Raw genomic sequence first — 16,238 nt, forward strand, 5'->3', positions numbered from 1 at the left:
ATTGAGTTACTCCCCGATTACCGCTGGCTGGCATTGCTGCATAAAGGGGTCATTCCATAGTTGCGTAATGTGGTATTGGATCGTGTGCTCTGCTTCAAAGGGGGTATTGGTACGGATTTGTAAAGCGTAGGGACGCACAGTGCCTTTGTGGTTGTTTTGCCGCCAGCGAAGTTGAATTTTGTCTGCTGAAGAGTGGAACCAGGACTGAGTTATTCGGATGGGATTTTTGTCCCTCCAGTGCCACCACTGGCTGTTAGGGGCGCAGGTATTAATAGCAATAGCGTGAACGAGCGCATAACGACCGCTGTATCGGATGCCGACGCCTGCAACCACTTCGAACATATGGCAGCCTTCCAGAACCGGGGTAATATCGTGCCACTCACCATCGGCGGGGATCGAGGTTGTGATGAGTAACCCTCCCATTCTTCCCTTCGACGCGATGGTGCCGTTGACATCCAGTGTCTGAGTGGGGGTCGCCGTGTTAACGCCCACATTTCCCGTCGGCGTCATCGAGAGATTTATCGCTTTTACTGCCCCGTCAGTGCCCACGTTGTCTTCGGTGATATCCGCATCCGGATTGGCAAAAACCTGCAAGTTAATACTTTGTGGTGCAAATCCAACATGCCAGAGTGGGGTATCCGGGCTGTTTTGTTGATAGAAGCTCAGTAAATGTTCCTGATCTAACGCTCTGAGCTGAAGACCTGTCTCCGGAGGCTTGATAAAACCTTCATCATTCTGATTCACGCAGGAGTCAATCAGATCTGAGAAATGTTCGGCAGACGGCATGGTCCCATGACGGAAATAATTTTTGAGCGTGCTGCGATTGCGTTTAGCCATTATTTTTTTCGCCTTCAGAATTCGACGCTGTTGAGGTGCTGACGATAAACTGTTCGCCGATCACTAACTCACCGATACCCACCGTCATGGGCTTGTGAGTGAGATTATCCGGTGAAATTTGAATGTACTGATGTTCTTCGGGGATTAAAAAATACCAGGGATAGGCCGCGCGAATCGGCTGACTGGACGCCGCACTGTCCTGGAGTGTGTAAACAGTATTTTCATCAACGCTGATCTTCAGTGCGGATAATGAGCTGACCTTAATGACGTTTTTCTGTCTGAGGATAAAGGCACTGAGCTTTTCTAGCGATAAGCTAAACCCCGGTCCCGTATTGAGGGTATTCGCTTCCCAGGGGCATAATTGCGATTTAATCGCCTTTTCCAGTCTTCGCAGTGCGGGGCCATGGCTTACGCCCTCGTTTAAAGTCACTTTGCAGCGTATCTGTATTGTTTCGTAGCCGGGATTACGAACGTCGATTTGCACATGTGAGCGAGACACAGCCATCAAAAAGCGGCGAATAGCGATCAGACAAGAGGAATCCAGCTGTTTTGGGGCACAAAGGGAATGATCGCAATCGATATTCACCGGCGTCACAATGATTAAGACGTTACCGGGTACTTTGCGGTGTGAGTAATATGTTCGTGTCGGGAAACAATATACCGCGCCGACTTCAGGGAAATTTTCCAGAATAAGGTGTTCGTAATCCCAGGGGGTTAAGGCCTTGCCTTTATGGCGCAGGCTTTCACTCACTCGCATCTGAAAATGCTGATCGCTTTCGGCTTCTGGGATATTTATCATTGCGTTTAACTGTGCAATGTTTGCCAGATTGGGTTTTCGCGGTGTGCTTCGCCATGCAGAATAAAGCTGCGGGGTGATCCCATCGCTGGCGAGGGGGATGCCTTTTCCTGTGACTTTTACTACGTGCGTGGCAACATGCAGGCAGTCAGGGTAGTGGTCAATTCCTTTATTGGTACTCACCCGCAACCAAAACAAACCTGACGGCATCACGGTATGTTCTGTGTTGATTTCATCAGGTAAATCCAGAGTGACGATACCGGTCGTCAGAAAGTTGAGCGTCGTATCATGAATAATCTGGTGGGGATTGAGCTCATGCCAGTCATTATCCACCAGGTAATACCAGCGGTATGACGTCGATGGGTAGGGCATCAGGAGTTTTGAACTGCCGCCAAAAACGAAGAAAATATTTAAATACCCCGATAATTCGCTGGCGGTGATGCCGATAAAGCAGTGGCTGTCTTCCTGATAATCCGGGAAGAAGCGTGGCCGACTTAGCTGGCGAGTTTGCTTCGGCGGGTAAATTGCGTTTGTGCCAAAAGGGTGCAGGTGAATAATCTCACTCTGGACGTGATCGTCAATCCGCATTAAATCAATGGTCGACTCCGCCGAATAGTCGATTGAAATGTGGGTCACTAATGGCGTGTAAGGAGGATTAGGCAGCGTTTTTTTATGTTTTTTGCTCACATTATAAGTCAGTGTATCACTCAACAAGGACGCATATTCTTTGTGGCCAAAGGCCTGCTCAGGTGCCGTGAGTTTTAACTTGAAGAGTCCGTTACGTAAGCCAGACTGGTTGCTGTAAGGCGTTTTGGGCCATGGCTGAGTAATAGGCGTGTAGCTGTTTTTGATATTCGGGAATGACAGGCGCCGGTCGTGCTGAAGAAAACCACTGGTCGGTGTAAATAAAGGCAAGTCAGCGGGACCAAACGCAACCCATTGTCCATTATCCAGAACTTCCATGCTCATTCGGAAACTGGCGTTGCTGTAATGATAAGAGTATTGAGCATAGTGCTGTCTAAAGCCGCCAGACCCACGAGGCAGGTTACCCCAGCTAAGATACAGTGATAAATACTTAACGGTTTTCCTGGCGATTTCTTCACTGGCGATGACCATATAAGCATCGGGATAAGGCTGAGACCCAAATAAGTAAAAGGGTTGGGATGGGTCCACTTGTCCCTCAGGGTTAAATAACTGCAGTTGAGTTACTCCGCTCACATGAGTCGTCATGGCGAGTTTTGATAATTCGAAATCACGGAAAATGGCGTAGGAGAAACAATGGCTTTGCCGTTTCAACGTGATCTTTAATGATGCACTGTGCGGAAGATGCGCATGAACAGGAATGATCGGTGCGAAGCCAGCATCAATATGGCATTTCATCCTAAAACCCATCTGACATTCATGAGAAGCACAGGGATAAATTTCCACATTTTCAACTGGCTGCCAGCCGGTTTCGGTTGAGACTTCAACATGGAAAATATCCTGAAAAAGCTGATAAAAAGCCGCCGTCGAGGAGTGGCTCAGTAATTCTTTGATGGTGGTAAAAGCGCCAGGATCTGTAGCAAGAAGTGGAGTAAGGGTTGTAAGGATCCCCTCAATATCGGCGGCGGTTAACCATGGGACCGTGTAAAGACAGCGTCGACTTATCTTCTGTCCTAATACCCGAAATAGCAGATCTGTGCGGGATAAACCATATTGTTCCCCCTGATCCGGCGTTGAGCTAATAAACTGCAATATTTGCAGATAAAATAATTTATAGGTCGCCCAGACCCGTTGTGAATGTTTAAAGTGACGGAGCTGCCTGAGCTGTTCAGGTATTATTTGTTTGGCTAAGTGGCTGGCGGTGATCCTGACGGCCCAATCCTCGAACAGGTGGGCATGGGTGGTCAGTAATTGAGAAAATACTCGGATTAATGCGGTTCTGGTTTTCTCATCGTCATCGATAGCCAGTAGCTCCTGCGCCACGATACCGGATTTCACTTCTTTAAGCTGAAAGACGACATCGATAGTCCGGTTCCCTTGCTGCATCGCAAACAGGGGATCGGTGATGATTATCCCCATCGGTTGGGTGTGCTCTTCCGTTTTATACTTGTTATTAAAGAGAGCAAATTGCTGGTCTTTCGGAAAATCGTTGCCAGTGGCACCCGGCGTCATCAGCAGTTGTTGTCCGCTCACGCCACAAACTAGCCCTGATTCTTTTTCAGGTGAAACAAGCGGATCTCGTTGTAACGTGAGGTTGAAAATATGTGACACCTCGGCATCCGTGACTTCTATAGGATAACGACTGCGGTAAATTATCGAATTAAAGTCAGGAGCGTCCCCAGGGCTAAACTCGGTTCCACGTTCAAAATGAATAGTATCGTTTGTTTGATTATTTAATGAGAGCTTCAGGTACACCGAGTTGTCAGATGTCACTTTCTTGTGCTGTTGCAGGACTTGCTGATAGTAAAACTGCAGATGTTTTTCCGTGAACTGATTCAGGCATTGCTGTGCTCGTTCAAACAGTTTCAGGAAGGCAAAATAGAGTGCCTGCTGCGGGCTGTTTACCTGATGTGATAATGCAGCTTGTAATACCTGCTGGCTGTGCTGTTTTATTTGTTCAATGACGTACACTATTTTGGCAAAGCAGTGACGCATTTGTTCAGTAAAGCTGCTGTGTTGCAACACCGTTGACGCAGTATCTACTGTTTGCTGATCAAGATTCCATAATGGATCCAGCTTCTGCACGCTGTGGCGAAATTGTTCAGGCAGACGGGTAATCATCACTCTGAGCGGCAGTGAAAGATGATGCTGATACTCATGTAGCAGGTAATATTTGAACTGGTATGCGGATTCTGGCGTACCCGGCAGATGCAAATACCACTCCTGTAGCCGCTTCAGTAGAATCAGTAAAAACTCAACGGTTGTCTCTTCACCGTGGGTCAGGGCGTGTTTAAATTGTTCCTGGATCTGTTTTGTATCACTGGTTGAGATGGCCGCACAGACGACGATTTCATTTTGTTTAAATAAGTCGCCCCAGTTTCCCTCAACCTCATCTTGCAGATTTTTGAACGGCAGCCGTTGGGCAAATTGATGGGCCCAGACCACTAACTGCTCAAAGTTAAGCTCATGCGGGCTAAATACGGATGAATGAATCGCTTCATCCTGTCGCTGCAACCGCGTTGTCATTTTGCTAAATCCCACACATCAAAAAGCGGTAGCAATTGCGGTGATATTAACGTTCCTTCGTTTAAATAAAACGGATAAACCATATTACTGCGGGTATTAATGGTGATCACGTGATAGTCAATTTGAATGAGTAATTGTCCGGAAACAGGGTCGGGTAAAAAATGGATATCTTCGACATTAATGCGCGATTCGAAGAATACAATGGCATGGCGGATCTCAGACTCTAACTGCGTGAGCACCGTCTGAGTGAGTTCTTCAAACACAAACTGATTAATCCGGCACCCAAAATCAGGTGCCATAGGTCGTTCACCAGGCGTTGTGGAGAGCAGGATCGTTAAACTTTGCTCAATGTCCTGGATATCAGAGCTCATGATGACCTGATGATTTGCACCGCTAAAGCGGGGAGGAAATGCCCAGCCGGTGCCTAAGAATGCGTTATCGTTAGCCATAGTTACCTTAGCCGCCAATGATTACAGTGGGGCAGCCTATAGTGATATTTCCCCCGTGGCTGGTGGTATCGCCCATTCGAGCCGCAGGTTTACCGCCAATCATTACCGTCGTCGATCCTTTAACAATGGTTGAGGGTGGCCCTACACAGACGCAGCTATCACCCACTACTGCTGCGGGTAAACTGCCGATGAGTACGGTGGGCACCCCCGGCCCGATAACCGGGCCGCCGACGTGGGGAATAGGGGGAAGACCCGGCGTGGCCATTGGGCAAATTTGTAAGTCAGTAATTCTTGCTGCAAATGGCATAAATCAGCTCCGCAAATTATTAATTAATCTTAACCAGTGCGCCCTTGACGGTCGTGATCCCCGAGCAAGACAATTCGGAGGTTGCATTTCCTTTTAGCGTTAACCCCGTCCTGGCCTGTGCTAAAACATTCAGGCCTGAAATTTTTGCGTCACCGGTAGCATTAATGCTGGTATTGCTGGTCGATGACATATTGATGACGTTTTTCGCCGAAATAGTGATGTCTTTATTGCTGGATATCGTAATACCCCCTTCACCCATACTTATCGTATTGCTGTTCTGATCGGTCAGCGTAATTGATTTATCTTTATCGCTCACCACAATGGAGTTACCGTTGGGGGTTTTCAGCGTCATGACGCTCTTTTCATCGTCAAAAATAACCTTCATCTGACTTTTGGTAACCAGGGTCTTAATCGGGTTATCAGGCGTAAGTTCTTCCGGCATTTTATTCTTGCTGCTGTACAATGAACCAAGAATAACGGGGGTGCTGGGATCCTGATTGAGACAGCCAACAATAACTTCATCACCCACTTCTGGAATAAAAAAGTTGCCGTAACCTGAAGATGCATAGTAGGTGGCCAGACGCGCCCAGATTACGTTTGATTCACTGTTAAGGGTGGGAATTTGTATCTGAATTCGATAATTTGACTCTGGATCGCCATCCAGTTTCGTCACCACGCCGATTTGCAAACCATCGACTGGAGGTAAGTAACCCGAAGCTGGTGGCGCCCCAAGATCGCGATGTTCCGCAGACCACATGGGGGAAAGACCCAGTTCAGCCGTGGTGATCCACTGGCCTTTTTCAATGCTGTGCCGAATTCCGCCAATATAATGTGAGCCACTATAGCGTTCACCTACACCCGCCAGTTCAATCAGACTGTTAATCCTGGCACCGGCATTTCCCTGAAAGGAGACGCTCCCGCGCACTTTGCTTAGCATGGCCTTAACTTGCTGTCCGTTGGCCCAGTGAGTCAGAGAATCAGAACCGATCGTGGCGGCGGTTTGTAGCGTGTAATCGCTAATGCCCAATACTGCGGCTAAATCAGCCGTCGTGAAATTGCCTTGTCCTGAAATGGACTGACTTGAACTGGTGCCTGTCAGCATGGCTTGTGTTGTCGGATCCCAGGATGCTGCCGTGACAGTATTTAACTGGTTTCTGGCATCAGCTTTTGCAGAGAATGACATTAAATCCGTGCCATAAGTCACAATGAGAGTTGCCGTATCGCTGACAGAAGGTTTATCGACAATGATTTTATTGGATTGATTGGTGACCACGAAACCATTGGCCTCAGCGCGAGCGAGAAGGAAATCCCAGTCAGTGCTGTTGAACTGGACGAGTTCAGCGTGAGTCTCACTAATACTCGCGACAGTGCCGGTGAGCCCTGAATAATTGGCGATAAGACCGCTAATGATATTGCTGTCAGATTTAGCGAGGAAGCATTGGCTATGCCTGGCGATAGTCATTGCGATAGCCTGGTCTTTACAAACAATTTTCAGGAAGGTGCTATTATCAGTCGCTATTTCTATACCATGACTGATAATAATACCTTCGAATATCGTGCTTTCATCAGCTGCATATCCTGCAGAAATGGAAATAGCCGATCCTGGCTTAAAGGTATCTCCATCACTAACGTCAAAGCACTGAGAGGCCATGTTACCATCACTAATAGTGATCTCGGCCGTGGCGATATGATTTATACGGTAATCAACATGAATGGTGATAATGCCAATTGAACTGTCAATTGCTTTTCCATCTATTTTAATGGTATAGGTTGTTACGCCATTGCTATTGCTTGAGGGAGAGATTGCCATAAGATTCTGATGCCTAAATTAAAGGTGGAAAGTAAATTTTCGTGCCCGGCTTGATTTGTCTTGAACTGCTTAAGTTGTTGGCTCGAGCAACGTCAATATAATAACTACTGTCATTGTATATTTTATGACACAGCATCGGGAGCGTGTCACCCGCCTTAAATTCAATAATGTGGGTTAAGTCAGGTGAAGATTGTTTTTTTAACGCACTTTTTTCCTTTTGCGTTAAAAATTTTGTAAAGCTGAGCGCCACCGTAGCACGTAATGGATTCCCGGAGGAGTCAAAAAGAGAGTAACTCACGCTGAGGGACGTTAAACGTCCGCGAAAACTGACAGATGTTCCCCACGATATCATTACCGGATAGGGTTCATGCTGTTCACCGTTATAGGCATAGGTCACTTTTTTTAATGTTGAAAGTTGCTTTTGAACAGTGTTGGTACTGGTGTTACCTGTGACGCCAGTCCCATCAAGCAACAGTTCAAAATCCAGTTTTTCACTGTCATATCCCTTAAAAGATGTACTGGGTGAGATATCCCCTTGTTGCTGTATGCCTTTATTAGTATAGGAAATTCCAAAGCTATGTTTTATACTATTGGGATTCAATGTTGCTGAGAATGTTTGGGCGACATTTCCATCAGACGTCACAGATTTTATTGTTATTCTTTCCATACGACATTCCCTTTAATTAAATCAACTATCTTTCTCTTGTTTCATTAAATGGGTCAGTGGCATAATAAGCTCGACTTATCTCTGGCGGATTTTGATCATCATCAACATTCCACTCGTCTGAAACGAGAGCCTCTTTTTTGCTTTGCTCACCAATCACTTTCGACTTAATAACGAGTTGCTTTATTTCTAATGGCACAGTTATAAGTTCCTCTGTAAACGATTAAAACAGATCTCAATTTCTTCTATCGCCACGTCATTTTGCATGGCGTTGAATGATGCCATCTTCAGCTTTACCGGATATGCATTCGAGGCTGTCCAGCTCTTACAGGTTGTACCATTTTCATTGAGTAAATTAATTGAAACGTTTTTTGTTTGGATCGGTTTTGACAGTCCATCGTTTAAAATGCTCAGGCACCATGCAAGCAGTTTAGACGCGTTATCAGTAACGGCTCTTTTTAAAATAAGGTTGCTGGTTTTTATGGTTTTCGGCAGGTGATAAACCAGGTTGTTTCCACCTTCACTGTACTCTTCCGTTTCTATCTGGAATTCCAGACCAGAGACCTCCTGAAAGGCTGTGTCGCCAGCACAGCCGCTGATGGAAACAGTAAAGTAAAATGCAGGGAGTGGCCACTCGCCATCACCCTGACTCGCACCTGAACCTGTAATGATTCCCATAATATTATGTTCTGAGCATCCTTAATAAAATGTTAGGTCTAGAGGATAAATCAGGGCTGGCCTAATGACAAAAATCAAACGGATATTTCCAGTCCTTCATGAGCAAGCTCAATAGATTCTACTGCAACCTCATTACTGTCCGACTTTAGGTCAGTACCGGTCACTTTGGTGGGCCAGGCATTTTTTAATTTCCAGCTCATTACAGGCGCGCCACTTTCATCTAACAGGTTAATGGTGACAGCGGTTCGGGCAATTGTGTTCATTTTTATCTTTGAATACCATTCGTAGAACTTATTATCACTTTTAAAAATACCTTTCTTAAGCGTGATGTTGCCGCTTTTAATCAGGCCAGGCATTTTTATGGTCGAGAATACAGGACTATTACCCGCCCGGTATTCGATGGGTTGTGCTTCCGAATCAAGTCCTGATACTTCCTGAAAAGCTGAAACCATACCAGCGCCAGCGCCACCATCCCATTTCACTTCGAAATGAAATTTCGGCATTGGCCATACGGTTTCAGATTGAGCTGAGCCATCATCTGCCATGGGGATCTCCTAAAAGCTTTCCACGTCGTTACCGTTAATATTGAATGCTAATCAAAACCAGGAACTGCGTACGTCTCTATGACTCCTGCATTTTCTGCTGGAAGGTGATTTCAATGAATTCCGCCGGGCGGACCATTGCGACCAGCACGGTAATGCGCAAAATACCTTCCAGGATATCGTTAGCAGTCATGGTCTTACCCAGACCAACGCTGACACTGTAAGCTTCGCCTGGCGTTGAGCCGGCCAGGCCGCCTCGTTTCCAGATACCATAGAGAAAGTTTCCAAGCATACTTTCCATAGATACCCACGTATTGGCGATGTTAGGTTCAAAGACGTAAGCTTTCGACGCAAGGCGAATGGATTCTTCCAGCATGATCATCGTGCGTCTGACGTTGATATAGCGCCAGTCCAGGCTATTGCCATCAAGTGTTCTTGCTCCCCAAACCAGGGTACCTTCACCAATAAAAGGCCGAATGGCATTGATCGATTTACCCTGCGTGCTGACGTTTAAATCTTCCTGCTCATCATCGCTAATGCTGACGGTAGGAGAGACAACAGCGTTAACGCTGACGTTGGCTGGCGCTTTCCATACCCCACGGGAGTTATCAACCATGGTATAAATACCGGCCATTGCCGACGAAGGCGGCAGGATGTTTTGCTGGAATTTAATGTCCGCCATGATGGTTTGATACAGTGGACTCATATTGAAGAGGATTTTGTGCAGTAACACCGCATCCGGCTTTGAGATATCGCCACTGAGCCTGGCAATTTCATCGAGCATCGCTTGCTTACGAGTTGCTCTTAGCTTATTGCCCCCAGTGCTGAGCTCTTCTTCTGAAAGGCCATCTAAGTCGCTAAATATAGACGCGACTTCAGCATTCAGCAGTTCTACGAGCTTATCGACATTGCTAACGTTAAGAAAACTGACGTCGCTGTCCAGTACGATAGACGTATTGAGCCACGGATAATAGGCGGATGAAAAATCGAGATAGTTTGTGCCCAGCTTAGAGCGGAAGTTTTCAATGCAGTCACCATCAGGATGCTGGCGGTCTTTGTAACCGTTCCAGATATCCAGAATGGCGACACGATTTCTCATTTTGCCACCGCAGTGAGCCAGCATTGCCTGCTCGACGTTTATGCAGTCATCTTCAGAAAGTTGCACGGCTTCAGGAATGAGCAGCATGGTCGGTTCGGCTTCTTTAATAAGAGGTGTAATACCACTTTTTAATACGCCAGCATCAATGTTATCAGCATAGCTCCCTACCGAAACGATATAGCACGGACCACCACCATTTTGAAAGAAAAATAGCATGCTGTAATAAAGATGATGACGGGTATTTGATTGCGTTATCTGATAGGTCTTTCCTGACTGCTTAAAGGCTTCTCGAGTATTCGAATCGGGGGGGGCGCTGATTTCGGCTATTTCAAATAAATGCTGAGGCTCTCCGCCGAAATATTGCCGGTATTCTGACATTGACGTAATACGCCATCCTTGATTGATTAGCGATTTACCTCCATTGTCAGCTTTTTCAGTGTATCCAATAAATGCAGGAACTGCGGTAGCAACTTCAACAACAGAGTTTGGAAAAGCATTCTTCTCAACAATATAAACGCCAGGTGTTTTCATTACGCCCATAGTCCGGACCTTCATGTAATTGAATGGCAACCATGCCCAACTGTCAACACACAGGAAAAGACGCTGCTAAGAAAGGCATTCAATAAAAGACTAATCTGATTGACATGATTGGTATAACGTGACCTTTGTTTTCTGTCAACAGATTATTGCGATATTTTTTAGTTCCCTTTTCTTTTTTACAAATAGATATTTTTTCGCGCTGCAGATACCTAACCAATCACTGCGGATTCTCGGTGCGGCCGCTTCCTTTCAATGTCGGCATAACGCGCATTTAAAGAATAATACAATAGTTTACGTGTGCTTCAATGAATTTTAGTGGTGTTTAAATAATAAAAATATTATATATCATGAATCATAATCGGAGCTACATGGGCTACGCTTGATAACAATTCAGTGGGTGATATCTCATATGGGCATTATTAAAATAGGGTGGCGACTGGGCGTTAGTTAACGTAAATGTGAGAGATAAGTTTTGTTTTTTCTTCAGTAAATAATGTTGAGGTCCTCTCAGGAACTGGATAAGGTAGTGTTTTAATGAGGATTTTATTCTCCACTGATAGTGACACTGAATCACCATAAGACTTGGTCAATGGAATTTCATTGTTTGAAAGAAAAATCCTGACAGTTTTGCCTGAGATTTTTTCGTCTTCCTGTTCAGTGAATGAGAGGGCATCATTGAGTGGGCAGGAAATATTCATGTCTTTCTGCTTTCTTTGTAGAGAAATGTAGTACTTCCAATAGGTTGATATGGTTTTGAAATGGATGGTTATTGATTTTCTCTCCAGCGTGAAGTGACTGCCAGGAATATGAACGTCCAGTACGCCGATTAAATTTCTTCTACAAATAGCGGATGTATGAAAAGTATCCTCTTGAACTAAATCATCTATTCCCATCCAGTTGCTGACCGTGAGGTTCAGATTGATATCATCAACAAATACTGCATTGACGTATGAGATATCAAACATACTTGGCATTTTGGTGATGCTTCTGAGGACAGGGTCGGTGCTGACGAGATAAAATCTGAGATGAAAATCACGAGTTAGCGAAGCAAGGTCGCTAAATAGTTCTTTCTCAACTATTAATTGTGCGAACCCGGGGCCCGATCTCAGCAACATACCGTATTGTCTCAGTAAATGCTGTGTTTTCTGAGCGGGGCAGACCTCTACAGACGCTAATTCATCTTTGTATGCGTTATAGTATTCATGCTTTATATTAATGACCAGGATGGATTGATAGTCTGTCATTTAGTTCTCTCTTTTTGTTAAATCAGTATCTGAGACATGAATCTTGCCAACCTGCGACAAAATTGCTTCGCTATCAGGTATCAACGCTCTCACTCTATAAATACACGATGGCAGGTAATGAGAGCCAAATATTCCCCACATATGGTTTAACTGTTCACCCGGGATAGATTCCAGTTCCATATTAATTTGTTCAATATCCCTCGGTAGATCTGGCGAGTTTTGGCGGGTGAAACTGTTATGACGATTAAAGAACGCCAGTAAGTGGGAAAGCACCTTTAATCCATCAGTATAGTGACTGGTAGCAAAGTTGGCCGCGATCGTGACTGTCATGGTAATGAAGAGGGGTTTTGAGGAAATAGTCGAACGATTGCTGTTGTGGATGTTTTCGGGTCTGTAACTTTTGGAAAAGGAGTCTTTTTCGATGTTACTAATAAAGATGAGGATTTTATTCTGTATTTTTGGCGATTTTGAACCATCAAGATCGGCTGGCGGAGAGACAACCACCAGGTCATCAGATAATTCAAAAACATTTTTTATCGATTGGTCCATTCTTCCTTTTAGGTATTCCAGACAGAGATCTAGCATGAGAAATTCCTGATCAGAATTGAAAACAGTACTGCTAAATGGGATATGACATCTATAACTCATTTTCTGCTGTTTTTACAACATGAAACAACTTCGAGAAGGGAGTTCAGGAGGGATGCAATTGCCGGGTGTGGCCTGGGCCTTACCCTGCCAACGATAGTGTATATTGCGGCATCTTCCCCGCAGGCGTGCAACATGCGAAAAAAAAGCCCGCATTTTCATGCGAGCTCTTCTTCAAATATGGCGGTGAGGGGGGGATTCGAACCCCCGATACGTTGCCGTATACACACTTTCCAGGCGTGCTCCTTCAGCCACTCGGACACCTCACCATATTGTCATCCCGTTGTTGCCGGGACGGGCGCTAATGTAAGGAAAAGCCGAACGGCCGTCAACCCACTTTTTCAGTAATTTAGCGCGTTTAGACAAACTTCAGGCAACATGATTCTTAAATGTGCTGAAAGCGTCTTTTTTATCAGCAACACAGTTACGCAGTAAATTTGTTATGCTGGCAATCCACTTGAAAATGAAAACAAAACAGCGCAATCAAAGGCAGGAATAACTATGGATATACTCTTCTATCACCCCACGTTTGATACGGCATACTGGATCAAGGCGCTTACGGCGGCGTTACCCGGCGCACGCGTTCGCGAGTGGAAGCGTGGCGATAATGAACATGCCGACTATGCGCTGGTCTGGCATCCACCGGTTGAGATGCTGCAGGGCCGCAAGCTGAAGGCGGTTTTCGCCCTGGGCGCGGGTGTTGATTCGATCCTCAGTAAACTGAAAGCGCATCCCGAAATGCTGCCTGAAAATATCCCTCTGTTCCGCCTCGAAGATACCGGAATGGGCCAGCAAATGCAGGAATATGCCGTGAGCCAGGTGCTGCACTGGTTCCGCCGCTTTGATGACTATCAGGCCTTTAAACAGCAGGCCCACTGGGAGCCGCTGCCTGAGTACCGTCGCGAAGATTTTACGATCGGCATCCTCGGTGCGGGCGTGCTAGGCTCAAAAGTGGCAGAAGCACTCGCTCCGTGGGGCTTCCCGCTGCGCTGCTGGAGCCGCAGCCGTAAGGACTATCCGGGCGTAGAGAGCTTTGCCGGAACGGATGAGCTTCCGGCCTTTCTGAACGGCACGCGCGTGCTGATCAATCTGCTGCCAAACACGGCGGAAACGGTAGGGATCATCAATGAAACCTTGCTCAATCAGCTCGTCGATCAGAGCTACCTGATGAACCTGGCGCGCGGGGTGCATCTGGTCGAGTCCGATCTGCTGAAGGCCCTGGACAGCGGAAAGCTAAAAGGCGCCATGCTGGATGTCTATAGCCGTGAACCGCTACCCGCGGAAAGCCCGCTGTGGAAGCACCCGCGCGTCGCGATGACGCCACATGTGGCTGCCGTGACGCGTCCGGCAGAAGCGGTGGCCTATATATCCCATACCATCAGCGAAATGGAAAAGGGCAACGCGGTCACCGGACAGGTCGACAGACAGCGCGGCTACTGAGAGAAACCCGGCGTTCGCCGGGTTTTTGCTAATATTCGCCGCTGATAACTGCTATCCTTTGGAAAAACCGCAGAGGAGAAAGAGATGTATCCCGTTGACCTGCATATGCACACCGTCGCCAGCACCCACGCATACAGCAACCTCCATGATTATATCGCTCAGGCGAAGCTTAAAGGTATTAAGCTGTTGGCGATCACCGATCATGGTCCGGACATGGCGGATGCGCCGCACTACTGGCATTTTGTGAATATGCGGATCTGGCCACGTCTGGTGGACGGCATTGGGATACTGCGCGGCATTGAGGCGAACATCAAAAATATCGACGGTGAGATCGACTGCACCGGCCCGATGCTGACGTCTCTGGACCTTATCCTCGCCGGTTTTCATGAGCCGGTTTTCCCGCCTCAGGATAAAGAGACCAACACCGCGGCGATGATTGCCACTATTGCCAGCGGCAATGTGCACATTATCAGCCACCCCGGTAACCCGAAGTATCCGATTGATATTCAGGCTGTCGCGCAGGCGGCAGCAAAACACCGCGTGGCGCTGGAGATTAATAACTCCTCCTTTGTTCACTCGCGTAAGGGCAGCGAAGACAACTGTCGCGCCGTGGCGGCCGCCGTGCGTGATGCGGGTGGCATGGTGGCGTTGGGCTCAGACTCTCATACCGCGTTTACGCTGGGTGATTTCAGCGAGTGCCTGAAAGTGCTGAATGATGTTAACTTCCCGGAAGCGCAAATCCTGAACGTGACCCCACGCCGCATGCTCGATTTCCTCGAGTCGCGCGGAATGGAACCGATTGCCGAATTTGCCGATCTTTAATTGTGTAATGGAATAAAAAAAATGAACGAGTTTTCCATCCTCTGCCGCGTGCTGGGTACGCTCTATTATCGCCAGCCGCAAGACCCGCTGCTGGTGCCACTTTTTACGTTAATTCGTGAAGGTAAACTGGCGCAGAACTGGCCGCTGGAACAGGATGATTTACTGGAACGTCTGCAAAAAAGCTGCGACATGCAGCAGATTGCGACCGACTACAATGCGCTGTTTGTCGGCGATGAGTGCCGCGTTTCGCCATACCGTTCTGCCTGGCAGGAAGGGGCGACGGAAGCGGAAGTCCGTGCTTTCCTCTCCACCCGCGGTATGCCGCTGAGCGAGACGCCAGCCGATCATATCGGTACGCTGCTGCTGGCAGCGTCCTGGATTGAAGATAACGCCGGTGATGATGAGAACGAAGCCATTGAAACCTTGTTCGAAACGTACCTGCTGCCGTGGGTCGGGACGTTCCTGGGTAAAGTTGAAGCGCATGCCACCTCGCCATTCTGGAGAACGCTGGCGCCGCTGACCCGCGACGCTATCGCGGCAATGTGGGATGAGCTGGAAGAAGAGAACGAAGAGTGATTTAAGTCACATAAATTCTGCAACTCATCAATTCATTTTGCATGTAATGTGCTGATGATCTCATTTCTATGGTGCGCTTCTGCTAAGATGCGCGCCATGAACATATTACTTTGTATCGCAATAACGACAGGTATTCTCTCCGGGCTCTGGGGATGGGTAGCCGTGTCTCTCGGATTGCTCAGCTGGGCCGGATTCCTCGGCTGTACCGCCTATTTCGCCTGTCCGCAGGGGGGCGTAAAAGGGCTCTTTATCTCAGGCTGCACGCTAATGAGCGGCGTTATCTGGGCGCTGGTGATCATGAAAGGCAGCGCGCTGGCACCGCATCTGGAGTTGCTGGGGTATATCATGACGGGCGTCGTCGCCTTTTTAATGTGCATCCAGGCTAAGCATCTGCTGCTTTCATTTGTGCCGGGAACCTTTATGGGGGCGTGCGCGACCTTTGCAGGGCAGGGTGACTGGAAGCTGGTGGTCCCTTCACTGGCGCTGGGGCTGCTGTTTGGCTATGCCATGAAAAACAGCGGCCTATGGCTGGCGTCGCGGCGGGAAAAAGCGCAAAACATCACGGCAGTGAGTGAATAAAAAAAGGCGAGATAATCATCTCGCCTTTTTTATGCGCTTCCT

Annotated in this window: 16 protein-coding genes and 1 tRNA gene; 4 read left to right on the forward strand and 13 right to left on the reverse strand. The window is 47.3% G+C overall.

The genetic code is table 11. From position 1 onward, the window contains the following. Nucleotides 1-6: 6 nt before the first annotated feature. The 13 genes from P349_RS21295 to P349_RS21245 form a co-directional block, all read right to left on the reverse strand. Nucleotides 7-837: a hypothetical protein gene (locus P349_RS21295; protein ID WP_032648942.1), complete on the reverse strand. Its 831-nt coding sequence runs from the start codon at nt 835-837 to the stop codon at nt 7-9. After that, nucleotides 830-4,801 (reverse strand): hypothetical protein, encoded by a 3,972-nt coding sequence (locus tag P349_RS21290; RefSeq protein ID WP_032648941.1) that lies wholly within the window; start codon nt 4,799-4,801, stop codon nt 830-832. The genes P349_RS21295 and P349_RS21290 overlap by 8 nt, the downstream gene beginning before the upstream one ends. Then, entirely contained in the window at nt 4,798-5,250 is a 453-nt protein-coding gene (locus P349_RS21285; RefSeq protein ID WP_032648938.1) for a GPW/gp25 family protein, read from the reverse strand. The genes P349_RS21290 and P349_RS21285 overlap by 4 nt, the downstream gene beginning before the upstream one ends. Nucleotides 5,251-5,257: 7 nt before the next feature. Beyond that, complete coding sequence (locus tag P349_RS25135; protein WP_071995268.1) at nt 5,258-5,557, reverse strand: PAAR domain-containing protein; 300 nt, start codon at nt 5,555-5,557, stop codon at nt 5,258-5,260. Between the two features lie 19 nt (nt 5,558-5,576). Beyond that, nucleotides 5,577-7,367, reverse strand: coding sequence for a type VI secretion system tip protein VgrG (gene vgrG / locus P349_RS21280; RefSeq protein WP_032648936.1), 1,791 nt, complete (start codon nt 7,365-7,367; stop codon nt 5,577-5,579). A gap of 13 nt (nt 7,368-7,380) precedes the next feature. Beyond that, entirely contained in the window at nt 7,381-8,034 is a 654-nt protein-coding gene (locus tag P349_RS25140) for a CIS tube protein (protein WP_032648934.1), read from the reverse strand. A 25-nt stretch (nt 8,035-8,059) separates the two neighbouring features. Continuing rightward, nucleotides 8,060-8,230: a hypothetical protein gene (locus P349_RS26570; RefSeq protein ID WP_193745647.1), complete on the reverse strand. Its 171-nt coding sequence runs from the start codon at nt 8,228-8,230 to the stop codon at nt 8,060-8,062. A 2-nt stretch (nt 8,231-8,232) separates the two neighbouring features. After that, nucleotides 8,233-8,709 (reverse strand): phage tail protein, encoded by a 477-nt coding sequence (locus P349_RS21270; RefSeq protein WP_050597462.1) that lies wholly within the window; start codon nt 8,707-8,709, stop codon nt 8,233-8,235. 74 nt (nt 8,710-8,783) lie between these two features. Beyond that, a complete protein-coding gene (locus P349_RS21265) occupies nt 8,784-9,254 on the reverse strand; it encodes a phage tail protein (protein WP_032648932.1) in 471 nt (156 codons plus the stop codon). 76 nt (nt 9,255-9,330) lie between these two features. Then, nucleotides 9,331-10,890 (reverse strand): phage tail sheath family protein, encoded by a 1,560-nt coding sequence (locus P349_RS21260; protein WP_032648931.1) that lies wholly within the window; start codon nt 10,888-10,890, stop codon nt 9,331-9,333. Between the two features lie 443 nt (nt 10,891-11,333). Then, a complete protein-coding gene (locus P349_RS21255; protein ID WP_032648929.1) occupies nt 11,334-12,134 on the reverse strand; it encodes a hypothetical protein in 801 nt (266 codons plus the stop codon). Beyond that, on the reverse strand, nt 12,135-12,719 hold the full coding sequence (locus P349_RS21250) for a DUF4255 domain-containing protein (RefSeq protein ID WP_032648927.1): 585 nt from the start codon (nt 12,717-12,719) through the stop codon (nt 12,135-12,137). 241 nt (nt 12,720-12,960) lie between these two features. Further along, nucleotides 12,961-13,048, reverse strand: a tRNA-Ser gene (locus P349_RS21245). A 232-nt stretch (nt 13,049-13,280) separates the two neighbouring features. On the opposite strand from P349_RS21245, the gene ghrA reads away from it, so the two are divergent. From ghrA to P349_RS21225, 4 genes are all read left to right on the forward strand, one after another. Further along, nucleotides 13,281-14,219, forward strand: coding sequence for a glyoxylate/hydroxypyruvate reductase GhrA (gene ghrA / locus P349_RS21240; RefSeq protein WP_032648925.1), 939 nt, complete (start codon nt 13,281-13,283; stop codon nt 14,217-14,219). Between the two features lie 84 nt (nt 14,220-14,303). Then, a complete protein-coding gene (locus P349_RS21235; RefSeq protein WP_032648924.1) occupies nt 14,304-15,041 on the forward strand; it encodes a phosphatase in 738 nt (245 codons plus the stop codon). Between the two features lie 21 nt (nt 15,042-15,062). Further along, nucleotides 15,063-15,617 carry a TorD/DmsD family molecular chaperone gene (locus P349_RS21230; RefSeq protein WP_032648922.1) on the forward strand — a complete coding sequence of 185 codons (555 nt, stop codon included), beginning with the start codon at nt 15,063-15,065 and terminating at the stop codon, nt 15,615-15,617. A 96-nt stretch (nt 15,618-15,713) separates the two neighbouring features. Next, on the forward strand, nt 15,714-16,196 hold the full coding sequence (locus P349_RS21225) for a DUF1097 domain-containing protein (RefSeq protein ID WP_139210879.1): 483 nt from the start codon (nt 15,714-15,716) through the stop codon (nt 16,194-16,196). The last annotated feature ends 42 nt before the right edge of the window (nt 16,197-16,238 follow it).

Source organism: Enterobacter sp. DC4 (genome assembly GCF_000568095.1).
GTDB classification, from domain to species: domain Bacteria; phylum Pseudomonadota; class Gammaproteobacteria; order Enterobacterales; family Enterobacteriaceae; genus Enterobacter; species Enterobacter pseudoroggenkampii.